Origin of the sequence: Erwinia sp. ErVv1, from assembly GCF_900068895.1 — a bacterium.
In the GTDB taxonomy this organism is placed as follows: domain Bacteria; phylum Pseudomonadota; class Gammaproteobacteria; order Enterobacterales; family Enterobacteriaceae; genus Erwinia.
The window spans coordinates 26,762-44,171 of the sequence record NZ_CDPK01000004.1 but is presented as its reverse complement, the minus strand read 5'-3'; the positions used below and the strand labels follow the sequence as shown (position 1 = coordinate 44,171).

Sequence of the window (17,410 nt, the reverse complement as noted above, 5' to 3'; positions counted from 1 at the left end):
CGTCCGTGTGGGCTCGGCTCGCGCATCCCTGCGCTCGACGGTCCGCTCAGCCAACGGTCCCCGCCTGGCCTCGGGCTTCGTCGTCGCTGTTAAAAACGTTCCCATGCCGAATTTTGGGCCCCATAAATATCTTCAACTAATCCTGTACCGACCAAAGGGGGAGCCATATTGCACACTGTAACCCGATGCGAGCTCTGAGCTGACGGCCCATTACATAAGCATGCCACTGAAGCAGCTTCTGAGATCGCTCAGTGCCAGAATACTAACAGGCCACTCAGCGGCCAGAAGGCGGTGTTGCGGAGCAGATAAGCCGGGTCTCTGCCGCAGGGATGCGGCAGTGAAGCCCCCAGGGATGGGTTTACGGCGCCCCGGCGTTCTGACCCGCAACATAGCCCTGTCACCGGAGCAGGTTTTGATCTGGCCGCCATCTGTAACGTTTATTGTCGTGACGGTGATGATGTGCAAAGCCCTGCGGGGGCCCTTGTTACGCACACACGCCGCAGGCATGCCCGTGTGGGCTCAGACGGATTTTAGCGTGCAGTTTCCACAGCGCTGAACGTCCGGAAGCCGGTAGCGCTGACAGCAGGTGCGGCGCTGCATCTCACCCTCGCGCGGCAGCATCGTCCGGTAGAAAGGATTATCGGAACCGTCGAGCAGACTCTTGCTGAAAAACATGGCGTGCTCCAGTTCAGTACGCAGTTTTTCGCCCAGCATCGGCGTTAACTCATCTAAACAGCGGTAAAGCGAAAAGCCGGTGTTACTCCAGATAAGCTTGCCATTAATATCACCGTGCCGCTCAATCCCTTCAACCACCGGCAGCAGGTGGCGCTGCACCAGCCTGTCCAGGCGACGGCGCGGGCTGAGGTGACGCGCATCCCGGTCTTCGTGCACGTCAAACCAAAATGTGGCCGGGCGACCGGTTTCATGGAAGGCAACGTGGCAATAGGCGGGCGAACAATCGAGGGCGCGGTCTTCAAGCAGCAGCGCCATCACCATCGGCGGCAGGATCAGCCCGAAATACCACTGCGCCCAAAGAGATTGCAGCGGCTTGTTTTCGCGCACCAGGTCGGGATGTTCGCGGTAAATAAATTCGCTGTAAATGTGATTCAGGTGGGCAAAATTGTCAGGCTCAGACCAGTGCGCAAGCGTCATGCTGGCGGCGGGCGGCGTCTCTCCCAGCTTAACCGTTTCGAGAACATAATCGCGATGCTCGCTAAACAGCGCGCGCAGCGACACCGCCAGCGGCTGGTTGCTCTGTAAAAAGATAGGCGGTAAGGAAACCCGCTCAGCTGCCTGACGAATACCAGGGGCCATGACCTGTCCTTTGAGATTTCTTGACTACGAATGATAATCGTTCTTGATTGTATCTGAGCGAAAACGCACAAACAAGCATCATTTTAATGTTGCTATGTTGCCAGCGTCGCTGGAGCAGAGAATGAGGGCTTTTTACGTGAAAAAAGGCAAATAACCGTTCCTTTAACCTTAGCAATACAAGGGTGATAAAAGACGTTAAATGAGAACTCTCCGCATATTGATGCAGAATAATGCATCGGTTTTTCTTAACTGCGTAAAGGCCATTTCACTTAAGGAGAATAACGCCGCAATTTTCGGCTGAAAAAAAGGTAGCCTGCATCCAGAATGTTTAACGAAAAAATAGAATTTTTAGGCGCGGCTTTCTTCACCCGCAGGGTTATATTTTTGTTTATTATCACAGGTGAGATAATGCAGAGAGTTGATTGAAACCTGAGGGGCGAATTAATGCTACGTTCAGGATTTAATAATGTATTGGCCCGAACGTCGGGCCATTTGCGTTATTGCAGAGCATCGGCAGGCTGCGAAAGGGTGCTTCGGCCAATATCCTCATAGGAGAGGATCGTATTGCGTCCGCTATTTTTTGCCAGATAGAGCGCGCGGTCAGCATTCGCCAGCGCGCCGTCAAAATCATTTTCAAAAAGCGGGGCGAAACCGGCGCTGAGGGTGACGTGGGTGGCGACCTGCTCGTTAAATCTATGGGGGATCTCCAGATCCAGCACGTACTGGCGGATGCGATCGGAGAGCTTCATCGCAATGGATTCGTTCACGTTAGTCAGTAACACCAGGAACTCTTCGCCACCGAAGCGGGTCACGATATCGCGTGACCGTACCGCATCACGGATTGCCACGGAAACTCGCGCCAGCGCCTGATCGCCCATGGCGTGGCCGTAGTTATCGTTGTAGGCCTTGAAATGGTCAATATCCAGCAGCAGCACGTAGTGGCTGCCCGCATGGTTCTCAAGGATCCCCTCCAGCCGGTTTTTCAGGCCCCGGCGATTATACAGGCCGGTTAGTGGGTCAAGCATACTCAGATCGCTGTAGGTCTCTTTCTCTACGTACAGCTGATGCATCAGACGACGCGTAAAACGGTCACCCCGGCGCTGCATCAGGTGGTGTAGAGTAAAACCAAGAAGCGGCAGGGCAATGGTAAACAGGATCAGCAGCGTATGCTGGCCGTGATCCAGCACCAGAATCGCCAGCGAGGCGGGGCCGGTGTGCAGACAAAATGCCAGGAGGTGATCGCCGAGCGTAATTGTGCTGATAAAAAACACCCCCACCAGGCTTATTACTAAGAAACTGCCGTCAAAATAAAACACTAATGAATACTTAAGGACAATTTGCCACGTCCAGAGCAACCCCGTAATTAATGCCGCAATATTTAATATCGGAAATTTGCCTGACGGCTTTAATATCATCCAGAGCAATATAACTGGACCGATCGCCGCGATGATAACGGTGGGTAGCGTCAGTGCCATGGGCATACTTTTCTCATTGCTGCATAAAAAAAAGAGAGAGGTTGCTGTGTTTAGAAAAAGAAATAGCATCAGCGACAGTCGATGCCTGCTGTGAAGCAATTCATCATAGCTTTGTAATTTCATTATTTTTCTACTCATGACTGCTTTGAAATAACAAACGTCGTTAACCGAAATTGACGGATTATTTCGATGCTGGAATGGTTTGTGGGCGTTACTATTTTAATTATCTTAATATTAATATCGCGTTAATTTAACATGCTGTGTGATGACTGTCACCCGTGGCGGTGAAGTTTAGCTCGCGACAGGCGTAATTCTTGCTGCAAAGTGATAAGAGTTCTTATATGATATTGGTTATCATTATCATTTATAACGGTGCGGGTTACGACCATGGTAATAGCGATGATTGCGGCATGCGGGCTTTGGGGGATGAGTTTACTGCTGGGGAAACGGCTGGATAGTGCGTGGGGCGTATTGCTTCCCTGTGCGTTGATGCCGCTGATTGCCCTGATGAATCTGACATTTTCCGGGTGGCGGGTAGTGGTGGTCATCGCGCTGCTGTCGACCGTTGTGATGCTTTTTCATGAACGCCTGCGTCACTACCTGCTGCTGCCTTCATGTCTGGCGCTGGCGGGTGGAATGGCCGCAATTTCGCTTAATTTCGGGCTGATGTAATGCAATGGGGAAGAATAAAAGGAGGGGAAAACAGATTCAACGTGGTGCGAAGAGAGGGACTTGAACCCTCACGTCCGTTAAGACACTAACACCTGAAGCTAGCGCGTCTACCAATTCCGCCACCTTCGCATNTGGTGCGAAGAGAGGGACTTGAACCCTCACGTCCGTTAAGACACTAACACCTGAAGCTAGCGCGTCTACCAATTCCGCCACCTTCGCATCTTTGTTGAACTTGTTTCTATTCATATCACCACACTGGTGCGAAGAGAGGGACTTGAACCCTCACGTCCGTTAAGACACTAACACCTGAAGCTAGCGCGTCTACCAATTCCGCCACCTTCGCGCATTGTGTGTTCAATGAATATTGTGGTTGTTGGTGCGAAGAGAGGGACTTGAACCCTCACGTCCGTTAAGACACTAACACCTGAAGCTAGCGCGTCTACCAATTCCGCCACCTTCGCATNGGTGCGAAGAGAGGGACTTGAACCCTCACGTCCGTTAAGACACTAACACCTGAAGCTAGCGCGTCTACCAATTCCGCCACCTTCGCATACTCGCAATACAACAATGCTGTATTGCAACCACGGAGGCGCATTCTAGAGATTTTCCAGGGGACGTCAACAGTTATTTGAGTCCCCTGCGGCATTTACCTGAAAAATCCCCTGCCTGCGGGCCTGTTGCGTATCAGCAACTTGCCGCTTTGCGGGCAGGGTGGGGCGCCAGTCTTCAGGCTATTAGCGTTTGGCCTTGCTGGGACGCGACAGCACGGCACGGTAGACCTTAAAGCGACCGTTCTGTACCAGCACCTCATGGCTGCCGAAAATCTCATCCAGCACTGCCGGGTAAGGCAGAAACGCATTAGCGACAATACGCAGCTCGCCGCCCATGTTGAGATGCTTTGCCGCACCGCGGATCAGCGTCTGGGCTGCATCCAGACTGGTTTGCATGCCATCATGAAACGGTGGGTTGGAGATGATCATGTCAAAACGGCCTGCGACGTCGGAGTAGACGTTACTGGCAAAGACCTCGCCTTCCAGACCGTTAGCCGCCAGCGTTGCCCGGCTGGCCTCCACGGCGGCGGCATTCACGTCGGTCAGCGTCAGGCGGACTTTCGGTGAGAAGCTGGCCAGCATGGCGGACAGTACGCCTGCCCCACAGCCAACATCCAGTACCTTACCTTTGGTGTGCGGTTTTAGCGTGGAAAGCAGCAGATTGCTTCCCGCATCCAGACCGTCGCGGCTGAACACGCCCGGCAGCGTTTTCACCGTCAGATGCCCAAGGGGATACTCTTCCCACCACGCATCGGCATCAAACGCAGGCACGGCGTCAATCCGTCCGTGATAGAGACCGCAGCGGCGGGCGCTGTCAATCTTGTTAAGCGTGACCCACTCTTCGACCATTTGCTCCGCGCTGCGCACGCCGCTGCGGTTCTCACCAACCACAAACAGCTCGCTGCCGACGGGCATCAGCGACAGTAAATTGGTCAGCTGGAACAGCGCCTCGGGCTTACTTTTTGGCCAGAAGTACACCAGCGTATCGCACTCTGCTGCCGACTCGGGCGTTGCCACCAGGCCGTAGCGGGCCTCTTCCCCCAGCACACGGCTAAGGATCTGCCAGTGATGATACTGTTGGGTATGTACCCGGCTCAGCGCGGTATCCAGTTGGGCGGGCAGGTCATCCTGCAGATCGCCAGCAAAGAGTACGCGGCGTTGAGAAAATTCATCACTGTGGCGCAGTATCACTTCACTGGCCGGGGTAAATGCAGACATCGGTGGCTCCTTACGAATCAGAGTGGCGATTATACGCAAATTTCAGGCAAGAAGGGGAGAGAGGTTTATTGGCGCAGCCCGGAGGGTTTGTTAGCATAGCGACGCAATCGGGCGACCAGACGGGAAAAATGATGTCTTCCAGACGTGACTGGTTATTACAGCAAATGGGCATAACGCAGTATACGCTGCGGCGTCCGCGCGCCCTGCATGGTGAGGTAGCCGTCTCTGTCAGACAGGAAACGCGCCTGCTGATCGTGGCCGCCGTCCCTCCGCCGCTGACCGACCCGCTGATTAGCGACGTACTCAGGGCGATGATGATGCATGAACATGAAGTGGTTGTGCTTACGCCCGACCAGAGTGCCATGCTGCCCGATGATACCCGCTGCGTTAGCTGGTCTCTTGGGCTGGATGCGCCAGCAGCCTGGGAAGGTTCACATATTGCTTCGCCCGCGCTTGCGGAGCTTTACGATAACGCCGGTGCAAAACGCGCCCTGTGGCAGCAGATCTCACACTATGAATCAGATTTCTTTACTGACCCCGACCGATCTTGAGCGGGCTTTTATTATTGAGCAGCGCGCCCATGCTTTTCCCTGGAGCGAAAAAACCTTTATCACCAATCAGGGCGAACGCTATCTGAATTTCCGGCTGGATGTGGCAGGGCAGATGGCCGCCTTTGCCATTATCCAGGTGGTGCTGGACGAGGCGACGCTGTTCAACCTGGCGGTCGATCCCGATTTTCAGCGTCGGGGCCTGGGGCGCGAATTGCTTCAGCACGCGGTCGCTGAACTGGAGTCGCGGGGAATTCAGACCCTGTGGCTGGAAGTTCGCGCATCCAATCGCCCGGCCCTTGCCCTCTATGCTTCACTGGACTTCAATGAAGTCTCGGTGCGCCGCAACTATTACCCCACCGCCGACGGCAAAGAAGATGCGATTATTATGGCGCTGACAATTTAGCGCCACTGCGTACCTGCCACATATTATCTCTTAAGGATTTATCACGATGTTGAAAGACTGGGACTGGATCTTATTTGACGCTGACGACACGCTGTTTCACTTTGATGCCCGGGCAGGATTAACGCATCTTTTTCAGCAGTATGGCGTTGCCTTTAGCGCCGACGACTACAGCGAATACCAGGCCGTCAATCAGCCGCTGTGGGTGGATTACCAGAATGGCGCCATCAGCGCGATCCAGCTTCAGCATCGGCGATTCCAGAGCTGGGCCGACAGGCTTAAGGTGCCCCCGCACGATTTAAACAGCGGGTTTCTGCGTGCGATGGCCGAAATCTGCGTACCGCTGGAGGGCGCAGTCAGCCTGCTTAACAGCCTGCGCGGCAGGGTGAAACTGGGTATTATCACCAACGGTTTTACTGCGCTACAGGAGATCAGGCTTACGCATAACGGCATGCTGAACACCTTCGATCTGCTGGTGGTATCGGAGCAGGTGGGCTATGCCAAACCCCATCCGGCCATCTTTGATTATGCGCTCAGCCAGATGGGGGACCCGGCCCGTGAGCGGGTGATGATGGTGGGAGACAATCCTGACTCCGATATTCTGGGAGGAATTAACTCGGGCCTGGCAACCTGCTGGCTGAACGCCCACCAGCGCCCCTTGCCAGCAGAAATCGTGCCGACCCTGGAGGTGAAAACGCTACGTGAGCTGGAAGTGTTTCTAAATGCTTAAGTTTACTTTTTTACCTTTTTCATACATAAAATAGGGCTTCATGCGGGATTAAGCTCTACTTAATCCGCATTTAAAGTGATATTTCGATATTTTATTCTGTAGACGCCAGTCTCATTTTTTCACCCCATCTCATTCCTCTTCTCTCATACTCCTTTTGGGGTATCCATATATACTTATTGGTAATTAAAAATAGCGAAAATTTAGATAATTCAATCTAAAAAAATTTTTCCAGACGATTTTTATTAAGAATTATCTGCCTTTTTAGGTCCAGTCTTAGGAAATTTCACTTATTTTTAACACTTAAGCATTTCTTAACTCTCCTGCCGTGAGACTTCAATGTTGAATAAATGCAAAGACGCTGTAAACTTGCCGAAAATTCCTAAATCAAATAATCCTTTAGTTAAGAGTCGCGACTGAACGCGCAGGCTCGTGCGGTAGCTATGCCAGAATTAAGTAGTAAACTTATTGATTTAACTACAATTAAGCGATTAGGTTATTTGTACGCCTGGCTGGGAATATAAGATTTTTGAAATGTGATAAGTTTCATTAAGGTTATTATCACTTAATTTTATTACGCGTTTCAGTAAGTGGATTGGGTACAACGTACGCGTTATTGTCGTTTTCTCTGGTTTTTACCCAAAAAAAGGGTAAGGAGCTGGAATGAAAGCTGTAATGCCTCCTCCGTTTTCCCGGCCGTCTGCCCCTTTATCTGTAGTTTACATTGGTAAGTATTTTTTATCGGGCTGTGAAACGTGCTTTCTCAGCTCGCCAGCGACGTGCTTCTGCGTCGCTGCCGCGTACATACCCCCTTAATTCTGTTGATGGCGAAGCGCCAGACTGGACTCCGCCTTTTATTATCTAAACTTCATGAGGATCATGGTGAAAATTCGAATCGCGTTAAGTCTGCTGTTTATTTTGACCGTTGCAGGATGTAAGGCTCCACCGCCACCCCTGACGGACGACACCCTCGTTTCAAGCACCGTTGACGGCGTAAAGCTGACCTACCGGCACGCTGTGCAGCCGCCAGCCACCTTTACCCCGGTTAACGAAGAGTACCGCGCGCTGTACAACGCCTCGGTGATGACGCGTCCGGACTTTGGCGGCAAGCTGGTGAGCTATCTCGATAACGGCAAGCCTTACACCGTGCTGGGTACGGTGGAAAACAACTGGTTTGCCCTTGCCGAACAGGGTCAGGAGCAGCTGATTGGCTATGTGCCGTTACGCGCCGTGGTAAAAAGCGATCTCTACGATAAAACCGTAAAGGCCGATTCCCGTCGCAAACGCGCTCGCGCCCCCGCTAAAAAGACCTGTGTGGCCGTCGCTGGCGACAGCAAGGCCTGCCAGAACAGCAATGGCGGAACCTGGATCATCGACTGATAACGCGCTAATGGCCGCATCATTATGAACAGAATGGTATTTTTTCGCCTGGTCCTCCAGGCGTTTTTCCTGATGGCGCTGAGCGCCATAACGGGCTGCTCCTCCTCTTCACACAGCGAACCTTCTCAATACAGCCTGCTTTTTCGGGCTAATCCGCAGATCAATGACCGCGCGCCGCTTAAAGTCCGCGTCATGCTGCTGAAATCGGACGCCGATTTTATGTCTGCCGATTTCTATTCGCTGCAAAACAATGCGCCCGCCCTGCTGGGTAATAACCTGCTTAACAGCGAGCAGTTCTTCCTGATGCCGGGACAACTCAATAAAAAAATCAGCGGGCAGAGCACGTCAGACGCGCGCTATATCGGCATTCTGGGCGAGTACCAGTCGCTGGACGGTAAAAAGTGGCGGATCTCACTACCGTTACCTACGCCCGGCAGCGGCAGCGCGTACAAATTCTGGCAGTCCTCGTCAGACGAACTGAAGGCCGACATCATTGCAGACGTAAGTGGGCTGCGCGCCGTCAGCGAATAAGCATTGACTGATAACGGAAGCCATTATGAATAAAATCGAAAAAGTGGTCTGGACCGAGGGCATGTTTCTGCGCCCGCATCATTTCCAGCAGTCAGAAAGCTATCAGCAAAGCACCCTGCGCAACTGGTCACTGACCCAGCGGCCTTATCTGTGGGGATTTCTTGATTTTGAGATCGATGAAGCCATGCTGCGTCAGGGCAAAATTGCGCTGGGCTCCGCCAGCGGGCTGCTGCCGGACGGCACCTTCTTCTCTTTTCGCGACGGACGCAACGGCCCGCCGCCGCTGGCAATCAGTGATAATCAGGGCGCAGAAAAGGTGGTGCTGGCACTGCCTGCCCGGCGCAACGGCCGTGAAGAGGTGATCTTCAGCGAAGCGGCAGACTCGCTGGCCCGCTACGTCAGCTTCGAGCAGGAGGTGGATGATTTTAACGCCCTGTCGGTAGGGTCGGCCACGGTACAGTTTGGTCAGCTTCGCCTGCGGCTGATGCTCGAAAGCGAGCTGACCGCCGAATGGACCGCCATGGCGGTGTTTCGCGTACTGGAAAAGCGCAGTGACAACCAGGTGCGGCTCGACAGCAGCTACATCCCGCCGATGCTCAACTGCATTGCCCATCAGCAGCTGTTCGACTACCTGAGCGATATGCTGGGTCTGTTAGAGCAGCGCAGCCAGCAGATAGGTCAGCGGCTGCAACAGCCTGGCCGTTTTAACACGGCTGAGATGGTCGACTTTATGCTGCTGGCGCTGGTGAATCATCATGTCGGCCACGTTAGCCACCTGAAAAACCTGCCGCTGCTGCACCCGGAACAGCTCTTTTCCACCTGGCTGGCCTTTGCCAGTGAGCTAACCACCTACACGCCGCAGCGCTCCCCGGACGCCGCCCTGCCGGTCTACAACCATGACGATCTGGCCTGGTCCTTCAGCAAGCTGATGCTGATGCTGCGCCAGGGGCTGTCGCTGGTAATGGAAGAGAACGCCATCCAGCTGCCGCTTACCGAACGTTCCCACGGCCTGAACGTGGCGACCGTACCGGATGCCGCCATGGTGCGCGATTTTGGTTTTGTGCTCGCCGTGCGCGCCAACGTGCCGGGCGAAGCGTTGCAGACCCATTTTCCGGCGCAGATGAAGGTAGCACCGGTGACCAAAATTCGCGATCTGGTGCAGCTTCAGCTGCCGGGTATGGTGCTGCGCGCTATGCCCGTCGCGCCGCCGCAAATTCCCTGGCATGCAGGCTACAGCTACTTTGAATTAGAGAAAGGCAGCGAGCTGTGGCAGGAGATGGAAAAGTCCGGCACCTTTGCGCTTCATCTGGCCGGTGATTTTCCCGGACTGGCGATGGAGTTCTGGGCCATTCGTAGTCAGTCAGCCTGACGCAGGGAGCAACAATCATGCACGAACGACAGGCTACCGCGCAGAACGATCTCTTTTCAGGCGCGAGCAGTAATAATCCGCTGGTGGCGGCGGCTAACGGGCTGCTTAACGCTATCCCACAAATACGGCACTCGGTCACGCATGCTGACCCCGCCGGGCTGCGCCAGCGGCTGATCGATGAGATGCGCCAGTTTGAAATGAACTGCCAGCGCGCCAGCTTACCCTATGAAGTGATTATCGGCGCGCGCTACTGCCTGTGCACCGCGCTGGATGAGGCCGCCGCGCTTACCCCGTGGGGAAGCCGCGGCGTGTGGCCGGGGCAGGGATTACTGGTCACGTTCCACAATGAAACCTGGGGCGGCGAGAAGTTCTTCCAGCTGCTGGCCAAGCTCTCACAAAATCCGCGCGAGCAGATTGCGCTGCTGGAGCTGATCAACTACTGCCTGCAGCTGGGCTTCGAGGGGCGCTACCGGGTGCTGGATAATGGCCGCTCGCAGCTGGAAACCATCAAGCAGCGCCTGCTCCAGATGATCCGCTCGGTACGCGGCGGCTATGCACCGCCGCTCTCACCGCACCCCGAAGACCATCCGGTTACCCGGAAGCTCTGGCGTCCGGTGGTGCCGCTCTGGGCCTGCTGTGCGCTGGTCGGCTTTCTGGCCTGCCTGTTCTACATCCTGCTGAACTGGCGGCTGGGCGATGCCACCAGCCCGGTGCTGGCGGCGGTCTATCAGACGCCGCTGCCGGAAGTCACCATTCAAAATCCGGCCCCGCCGCCGCCTGCCTCCCTGAATCTGAAGGCGTTTCTGCGTCCGGAGGTGGAGCAGGGACTGGTTGCGGTGAAGGATGAAGCCGATCGCAGTGTGGTTACCCTCAAGGGCGACGGGCTGTTCACCTCGGGCTCCACCGCCGTGCGCGGGCGCTATGAAGCGGTGCTGGATCGCATTGCTCAGGCGATGAATAACGTCAATGGCCGGATCCTGGTGGTGGGGTACAGCGATAACGTGCCTATCCGCAGCGCGCGCTTCGCCTCTAACTATGAGCTTTCTCTGACGCGGGCGCAGTCGGTGCAGACGCGACTGCAACAGCATCTGACCAAGCCGCAGCGCGTGAAGGCGGAAGGGCGTGGCGAAAGCAACCCGCTGGTGCCGAACACCAGCGCGGAGAACCGCGCGCGCAATCGCCGGGTGGACATCACGCTGTTGGTTTCACCCGATAACACCCGGGCAGAAATGAACGGTTTGCAGCAAGGAAATTAACGGATGCTGAATATTCTTTTTGCCATCATGACCAACCGGCTGATGTGGGGATTTATCGGTATCACCGCGCTCTCCTTCATCATCTGGGTGATTGGTCCGGTGTTTTCCATCGTCGACTCCAGGCCGCTGGAGCCGGAAGTTAACCGACAGATCAGTATTGCACTGCTGTATATCGCCTGGGGCCTGAGCAATCTGGTGCCGCGCCTGTACAACGCCTGGCTGAACCGCAAGCTGATGGGCAGCCTGAAAACCACCCCCGGCGACGAGAATGACCCCAACCGTCAGCGTCTGACCAGTGAGGATCGGGTGCTGGCCGAGCGCTTCTCTGAAGCCTCGGAGATGCTGAAAAAGGCGCATTTCAGCCGCAGCAGCAACCGCCGCTGGACCCAGCGCTTTAGCCGCCAGTATCTCTATCAGCTCCCCTGGTATGTGATCATTGGCGCACCCGGCGCGGGGAAAACCACCGCGCTGGTCAATTCAGGGCTGCAATTCCCGCTGGCGGATCGCTTTGGTAAAGCGGCGCTGCGCGGCATTGGCGGCACGCGTAACTGCGACTGGTGGTTTACCAACGATGCCGTGCTGCTGGATACGGCAGGCCGCTACACCACCCAGGAGAGCGAGCAGCAGCAGGACGCGGGCGAATGGAACAACTTCATCGGGCTGCTGCGTAAATACCGCGGACGTCAGCCGATCAACGGGGTGATTGTCACCGTCAGCGTTGCCGATCTGCTGACGCAGTCGGCAGAGGCGACCCGGCAGCAGGCGCTCTCTCTGCGCCAGCGGCTGACGGAGCTGCATGAACAGCTGGGGATTCGTTTCCCGGTCTATGTGATGGTCACCAAAACCGACCTGCTGAAGGGCTTTCGCGCCTATTTTGGCAACTTCGATAAGGCGCAGCGTGACCAGGTCTGGGGCTTTACCTTCCCGTGGGAGCGTTCAAAACACGCCGACTTTGACCTGGCCGGCGCCTGTACCCAGGAGTATGCCCTGCTGCAACAGCGTCTGGATGCCGGACTGCCGGACAGGCTGCTACAGGAGAGCGATGGTAAAGCCCGCGCCGAAAGCTATCTGTTCCCGCAGGAGTTTGCCGCCCTGCGCCCGCTGCTGTTTGAGTATCTGGAAACGGTATTTGCCCGCTCCAATTTTGAAACGCAGTTTTCACCGCGCGGCATCTACTTTGCCAGCGGCACCCAGGAAGGGCTGCCGTTTGACCGGGTAATGGGTGAGCTTAACCGCGCGCTCCAGCTACCGCAGGAGGACGCGGGCACCAGCGGTGCCTGGGATAACGTCAACAAAGAGTCCCCTATCCCGGCGAACAAAGGGCAGAGCTTCTTCCTGAAAGACCTGCTGCAAAACGTCATTTTCCAGGAAGCCGGGCTGGCGGGCAGCAACCGCTGGTGGGAGCTGCGTAACCGGGCAGTACTCTGGTCGGGCTATCTGCTGCTGGTGGCCGCGCTGGTGATTGCCGGTATGCTGTGGGCAACCAGCTTTAGCAACAATAAAGCCTATCTGAAAGAGGTGAACGCGAAGGTGCCGCAGGTGGTGGCGCAGAGCAAAAACCTCCAGGCCGGCGATTTGACTGACCTCTACGCGCTGCTGCCGTTCCTGAACGGCGTGCTGCACCTGCCGGACAGCGAATCCTTCGATCTGAATCATCCGCCGATCACCCGGCGAATGGGGCTGTATCGCGGCGTTGAGGTCAGCGATGCGACCCAGGCGCTCTATCAGAAATCGCTCCAGCAGCTGCTGCTACCTCAGGTCGCGCAGATGATCACCACCTGGCTGCGTAACGACAACGGCAGCGATGCCGACTACAGCTACGAGGCGCTGAAAGCCTACCAGATGCTCTACCAGCCGAAGCACTACGATGGCAAATTCCTGCATGCCTGGGTGATGCTGAATATCCAGCGTAACCAGCCGCAGAACGTCACGCGCGAGCAGATCAAACAGCTTGGCTGGCATCTGTCGCAGCTGCTGGAGACGCAGATACAGGCCTCGCCCTATGCGCGGGACGATGCGCTGGTAAAGCGCGAGCAGGCGCTGATTAATCAGATGCCGCTGTCGCAGCGCGTCTATGGACGACTCCGGCGCCTGCTGGAAAAAAGCGACGGTCTGCCATCGGTATCGCTGGCCTCGCTGGGCGGTCCGCAAAGCGAGCTGGTACTGTCGCGGAAAAGCGGTAAGGCGGTCAGCGAGGGCATACCCGGTCTGTATACGCCGGAGGGCTACTGGAACAGCTTCGATAAAAATATCGACAGCGTGACGGCGGCACTGCACGACGACGACCAGTGGGTGCTGGGTGGTCAGGTGCAGGGAGAAACCAAAGCGCAGACCGACCTCGCGGTCCGTCAGCTCTATATGGCCGACTATATGCGGCAGTGGGATGGGCTGCTACAGGATATCCAGCTGAACAACAGCGCTGACCTCTCGCAGCGCATCAACGCCGCGCGGGTGCTCTCCGGCAACAATTCGCCGCTGCGTAAGCTGGTGATCAACCTCAGCCACTACCTGATGCTGGAGAAAGCCGCCCCAGCCGATGACAAAGCCCAGGCGGGCGAGGACAAGGGCAGCACCGCCCGCAACACGCTGGATGCGCTGTTCCGTTCGCGCGAGCAATCCACAGCCGCAAGCCAGCAGCAGCAAACGCCTGAGCAGTCAGTAACTGCTCACTTCGCACCAGTTATTGAGTTGGCGCAGCCGCTGGAGAAAGGCGGTAAAACCATCGCCTTTGACGACTTCCTAAAGCAGATCGACGACCTCTATCGCTACCTGACGGCGGTGCAGGATGCGGCAAACAGCGGCATGCCGCCACCCTCTGGTGATGCCATCAGCCATCTGCAGGCCAGCGCCGGTCGCCTGCCGGGATCGCTGCAAAATATGTTCACCAGCATGGCCGTCGGCGCCAGCAGCGACACCCAGCGCCGCGACCTCGACAACGTGCGCAAGCGCATTAACGTTGAGGTGGGCAGCTTCTGCCGCCAGGCGATTGCCGGGCGCTATCCCCTGTCGCGGTCGGGGCGTTCAGAAGTGACGCCGGACGATCTGGCACGGATGTTTGCACCGGGCACCGGGCTGATGGACAGCTTCTTCCGCGATAACCTGGCGAACAAGGTCGATACCACCCAGGCGGCCTGGCGCTTCACCCCGGGCATTGATGGTAAAACGCTGCCGGGGGGCGAAGGGGTGCTGCGGCCTTTCCAGCAGGCGCAGAGCATTCGCGACGCCTTCTTTGCTAACGGCGCGACCACGCCGTCATTCCGCGTGACGGTGCGCACGGTGCGGATGGACAACGATATCCTGACCATGACGCTGGATGTCGACGGCCAGCAGCTGCGCTACAGCCACGGGCCGCAGGCGGTTCAGCTGATGAGCTGGCCGGGGCCGGGCGGCACCAGCCAGGTGAGAATGCAGCTCGGCCTGGCCGACGGCACCACCGCCACGCTGGTCACCAACGGTGCCTGGGCGCTAAACCGCTTCTTTGATCGCGCCGAGCGGTCAGGCGGCAGCAGCAGCCTCAGCAAACAGGCCGCCTTCAACGTCAATGGTCACCATATTACGCTGGAATTCACCCCCAACAGTATTCGCAACCCGTTTCAGCTACCCGGGTTCTCATGCCCCTAACCGTCAGGAAATGATGATGAGCCAGACACCTGCGATTGGCTGGTACGGGAAATTGCCCAGTGCCGGAGACTTCTTAAAACGCCGCTTCCCCGATGCCATCTGGCAACAGTGGACCAACTGGTTCCAGGTGGGACTGCTTAACTGGCAGAAAAACGAAGAGCAGCGGCCCGAGGGCGAACGTAAGTTCAGTAGCGCGCCGGTGTGGAACTTTGTCGTGCCGCCGATGCTGGGTAGCCAGCTGGTGCAGATGGGCTGCCTGCTTCCAGCCTGCGACAGCGTGGGCCGCCAGTATCCGGTCTGCGCGCTGCTAACCTTTTCGCCGCAGAGCTGGTCACCGTCACAGCTGGCGATGGCCGGCGAATGGTATCAGCAGCTGGGTCGCGCGCTGCTTCATGCGGTGCGCAATGGCTATTCGGCTGAACAGCTCGACCGCTCGCTGCTGGCCATCCCCGCGCCGCCGCTGCCGACGGAAGAGGAACAGTCCGACATTCTGGACGTGATTGGCTACGCCGAACGGCCCACCACCCTGAGCTGGCGGCAGGTATCGGATTGCTTTGATCCGCAGCAGTACACCAGCTTCTGGTGGACCAACCAGACCGATGGCTACCCGCTCTACACCCAGGTGCACAGCGGCAACTTTACCGGCCAGCTATTTTCGATGCTGTTTGACCCGGCGGCAGGTGCCCGACCGGGACGCCACGGCCTTTATCCGCCGATGTTTGAGTAATGAGCAAGGGAGCACTATGAATATCGACGCGCTACTTACCCCGGTCAGCAGCGACCAGCCCTGCGGTGAGAACCTGGAATATGACGCCGACTTTATGGCGATGGACCAGGCCAGTGCGGGCAAAGCGGAACAGCAGTTTGGCGACACCATTATTCCTGCCGAACCGGCAGACTGGAATCGGGTTGAGCGGCTGGCCAGCGACCTGCTGACCCGCAGCAAGGATCTGCGCATTATGCTGGCGCTGACCCGCGCCTGGACCCAGCTAAAAGGCCTGACCGGCTACGCCAGTGGCCTGGCGCTGATCGAAAGATCGCTGGTGGCCTGGTGGGAGCCGCTGTGGCCGGTGCTGGAGGAGGACGGCGAACGCGATCCTTTCTACCGCATCAACGCGCTGGCGGCGTTAGGAGATAAGTCAGCACTTACTAGCGCTCTGCGTCAGGCACCGCTTCTGCGCAGCGCCTCCGATGAAATCTCCCTGCGCGACGCCTGTGCGCTGCTTGACGGCAGCAAAACCGAATGTCCCGACTATCCCGGCGGTCGCGCGCGGCTGATCGACGAGCTGGCGCGGGGTGGACAACCCGGCGTGGACGCCATTATTAAGATAAGTGAGCGTTTACAATCCATTCGCGAAACCCTGGTGCAGCACCTGGGTGAAACCGGCGTTCCCGAGATGGAGCAGCTAATAAAAACGGTCTCAACCGTGGCGCAGGCCTGCGAGGTGACCGACCTCTCAACGCTTATCCCTGCCGCATCCGCGCCAGGCGAGACCCCGCCCGTATCTGGAGCACCGGAAGTGAAAGCGGTCAGCGGCCACACCGACTGGCGCAGCGCACAGCCGGGTTCACGGGCCGATGCGCAGATGATGCTGGAAAAAGTGAAGCAGTACTTTGTTCAGCACGAGCCCAGTCATCCGGCTCCGCTGATGATCGACCGCGTACAGCGGATGATCGAGATGGACTTTATGGACATCATTCGCGATCTGGCGCCCGACGGCGTCCATCAGCTGGAAAATATTTTCGGACGCCGCGACGGCTAAGTCGCCCGTTCATTTCTCTCTTTACCGCGCATACCAATGGAGAACACCATGGCAATCAGTAAATCCAGTGGGCAGAAATTCATCGCCCGTAACCGCGCGCCGCGCGTACAAATTGAGTACGACGTGGAGATCTATGGTGCGGAACGTAAAATCCAGCTGCCGTTTGTAATGGGCGTGATGGCTGACCTGGTCGGCAAGCCGGTTGAGGGCCTGCCGTCCGTGGACGAACGTAAGTTCCTTGAAATTGATATCGACAACTTCGACGAGCGGATGAAATCGCTCAAGCCGCGCGTCGCTTTCCAGGCTGATAACACCCTGACCGGTGATGGCCGCCTGAATATCGATCTCACCTTCAATAGCATGGAAGACTTTTCGCCGGATGCGGTTGCCCGCAACGTTGAGCCGCTAAACCAGCTGCTGGATGCGCGGACACAGCTCTCCAACCTGCTGACCTATATGGACGGCAAAAACGGTGCGGAAGAGCTGATCTCGAAAATTTTGCAGGATCCAACGCTGCTGAAATCGCTGAGCCACCTGCCGAAGCAGGATGAATCAGCGGATAAAGGTCAGGAGGAGTAACCG

The 17,410-nt window shown here is 56.7% G+C and carries 15 protein-coding genes and 5 tRNA genes; 12 read left to right on the top strand and 8 right to left on the bottom strand.

From position 1 onward, the window contains the following. Positions 1 to 519: 519 nt before the first annotated feature. On the bottom strand, positions 520 to 1,314 hold the full coding sequence (gene fhuF / locus A1830_RS07235) for a siderophore-iron reductase FhuF (RefSeq protein ID WP_067703848.1): 795 nt from the start codon (positions 1,312 to 1,314) through the stop codon (positions 520 to 522). A gap of 497 nt (positions 1,315 to 1,811) precedes the next feature. Beyond that, entirely contained in the window at positions 1,812 to 2,912 is a 1,101-nt protein-coding gene (locus A1830_RS07230; protein ID WP_067703846.1) for a GGDEF domain-containing protein, read from the bottom strand. 264 nt (positions 2,913 to 3,176) lie between these two features. On the opposite strand from A1830_RS07230, the gene A1830_RS07225 reads away from it, so the two are divergent. Further along, complete coding sequence (locus A1830_RS07225) at positions 3,177 to 3,461, top strand: DUF1435 domain-containing protein (RefSeq protein ID WP_067703843.1); 285 nt, start codon at positions 3,177 to 3,179, stop codon at positions 3,459 to 3,461. A gap of 42 nt (positions 3,462 to 3,503) precedes the next feature. Here the strand turns inward: A1830_RS07225 and A1830_RS07220 are convergent. From A1830_RS07220 to rsmC, 6 genes are all read right to left on the bottom strand, one after another. Then, positions 3,504 to 3,590: transfer RNA gene (locus A1830_RS07220), tRNA-Leu, on the bottom strand. Positions 3,591 to 3,593: 3 nt separating this feature from the next. Next, positions 3,594 to 3,680: transfer RNA gene (locus A1830_RS07215), tRNA-Leu, on the bottom strand. A 37-nt stretch (positions 3,681 to 3,717) separates the two neighbouring features. Beyond that, a tRNA-Leu gene (locus A1830_RS07210) sits at positions 3,718 to 3,804 on the bottom strand. 31 nt (positions 3,805 to 3,835) lie between these two features. Further along, positions 3,836 to 3,922 (bottom strand) — tRNA-Leu (locus A1830_RS07205). 5 nt (positions 3,923 to 3,927) lie between these two features. Then, positions 3,928 to 4,011 (bottom strand) — tRNA-Leu (locus tag A1830_RS07200). A gap of 184 nt (positions 4,012 to 4,195) precedes the next feature. Then, complete coding sequence (gene rsmC, locus A1830_RS07195) at positions 4,196 to 5,230, bottom strand: 16S rRNA (guanine(1207)-N(2))-methyltransferase RsmC (RefSeq protein ID WP_067703839.1); 1,035 nt, start codon at positions 5,228 to 5,230, stop codon at positions 4,196 to 4,198. A gap of 131 nt (positions 5,231 to 5,361) precedes the next feature. Here rsmC and A1830_RS07190 point away from each other — a divergent pair, with 131 nt between their 5' ends. The 11 genes from A1830_RS07190 (at position 5,362) to tssB (ending at position 17,407) form a co-directional block, all read left to right on the top strand. Next, complete coding sequence (locus A1830_RS07190; protein ID WP_067704614.1) at positions 5,362 to 5,781, top strand: DNA polymerase III subunit psi; 420 nt, start codon at positions 5,362 to 5,364, stop codon at positions 5,779 to 5,781. Further along, a complete protein-coding gene (gene rimI / locus A1830_RS07185) occupies positions 5,744 to 6,184 on the top strand; it encodes a ribosomal protein S18-alanine N-acetyltransferase (RefSeq protein WP_067703836.1) in 441 nt (146 codons plus the stop codon). Before A1830_RS07190 ends, rimI begins: the two co-directional genes overlap by 38 nt. A 46-nt stretch (positions 6,185 to 6,230) precedes the next feature. Further along, positions 6,231 to 6,911 carry a pyrimidine 5'-nucleotidase gene (gene yjjG / locus A1830_RS07180; RefSeq protein ID WP_067703833.1) on the top strand — a complete coding sequence of 227 codons (681 nt, stop codon included), beginning with the start codon at positions 6,231 to 6,233 and terminating at the stop codon, positions 6,909 to 6,911. A gap of 879 nt (positions 6,912 to 7,790) precedes the next feature. Continuing rightward, on the top strand, positions 7,791 to 8,288 hold the full coding sequence (locus A1830_RS07175; protein WP_067704611.1) for a hypothetical protein: 498 nt from the start codon (positions 7,791 to 7,793) through the stop codon (positions 8,286 to 8,288). A 24-nt stretch (positions 8,289 to 8,312) separates the two neighbouring features. Then, positions 8,313 to 8,819 (top strand): type VI secretion system lipoprotein TssJ, encoded by a 507-nt coding sequence (tssJ, locus tag A1830_RS07170; protein ID WP_067703830.1) that lies wholly within the window; start codon positions 8,313 to 8,315, stop codon positions 8,817 to 8,819. A 25-nt stretch (positions 8,820 to 8,844) separates the two neighbouring features. Continuing rightward, complete coding sequence (gene tssK / locus A1830_RS07165; protein WP_067703827.1) at positions 8,845 to 10,188, top strand: type VI secretion system baseplate subunit TssK; 1,344 nt, start codon at positions 8,845 to 8,847, stop codon at positions 10,186 to 10,188. 17 nt (positions 10,189 to 10,205) lie between these two features. After that, complete coding sequence (locus A1830_RS07160; RefSeq protein WP_067703824.1) at positions 10,206 to 11,444, top strand: DotU family type VI secretion system protein; 1,239 nt, start codon at positions 10,206 to 10,208, stop codon at positions 11,442 to 11,444. Positions 11,445 to 11,447: 3 nt separating this feature from the next. After that, positions 11,448 to 15,065: a type VI secretion system membrane subunit TssM gene (tssM, locus tag A1830_RS07155; protein WP_067703821.1), complete on the top strand. Its 3,618-nt coding sequence runs from the start codon at positions 11,448 to 11,450 to the stop codon at positions 15,063 to 15,065. Between the two features lie 16 nt (positions 15,066 to 15,081). Then, entirely contained in the window at positions 15,082 to 15,792 is a 711-nt protein-coding gene (gene tagF, locus A1830_RS07150; RefSeq protein ID WP_067703818.1) for a type VI secretion system-associated protein TagF, read from the top strand. A gap of 16 nt (positions 15,793 to 15,808) precedes the next feature. Continuing rightward, on the top strand, positions 15,809 to 16,828 hold the full coding sequence (tssA, locus tag A1830_RS07145; RefSeq protein ID WP_067703815.1) for a type VI secretion system protein TssA: 1,020 nt from the start codon (positions 15,809 to 15,811) through the stop codon (positions 16,826 to 16,828). 48 nt (positions 16,829 to 16,876) lie between these two features. Next, a complete protein-coding gene (tssB, locus tag A1830_RS07140) occupies positions 16,877 to 17,407 on the top strand; it encodes a type VI secretion system contractile sheath small subunit (RefSeq protein ID WP_067703812.1) in 531 nt (176 codons plus the stop codon). The last annotated feature ends 3 nt before the right edge of the window (positions 17,408 to 17,410 follow it).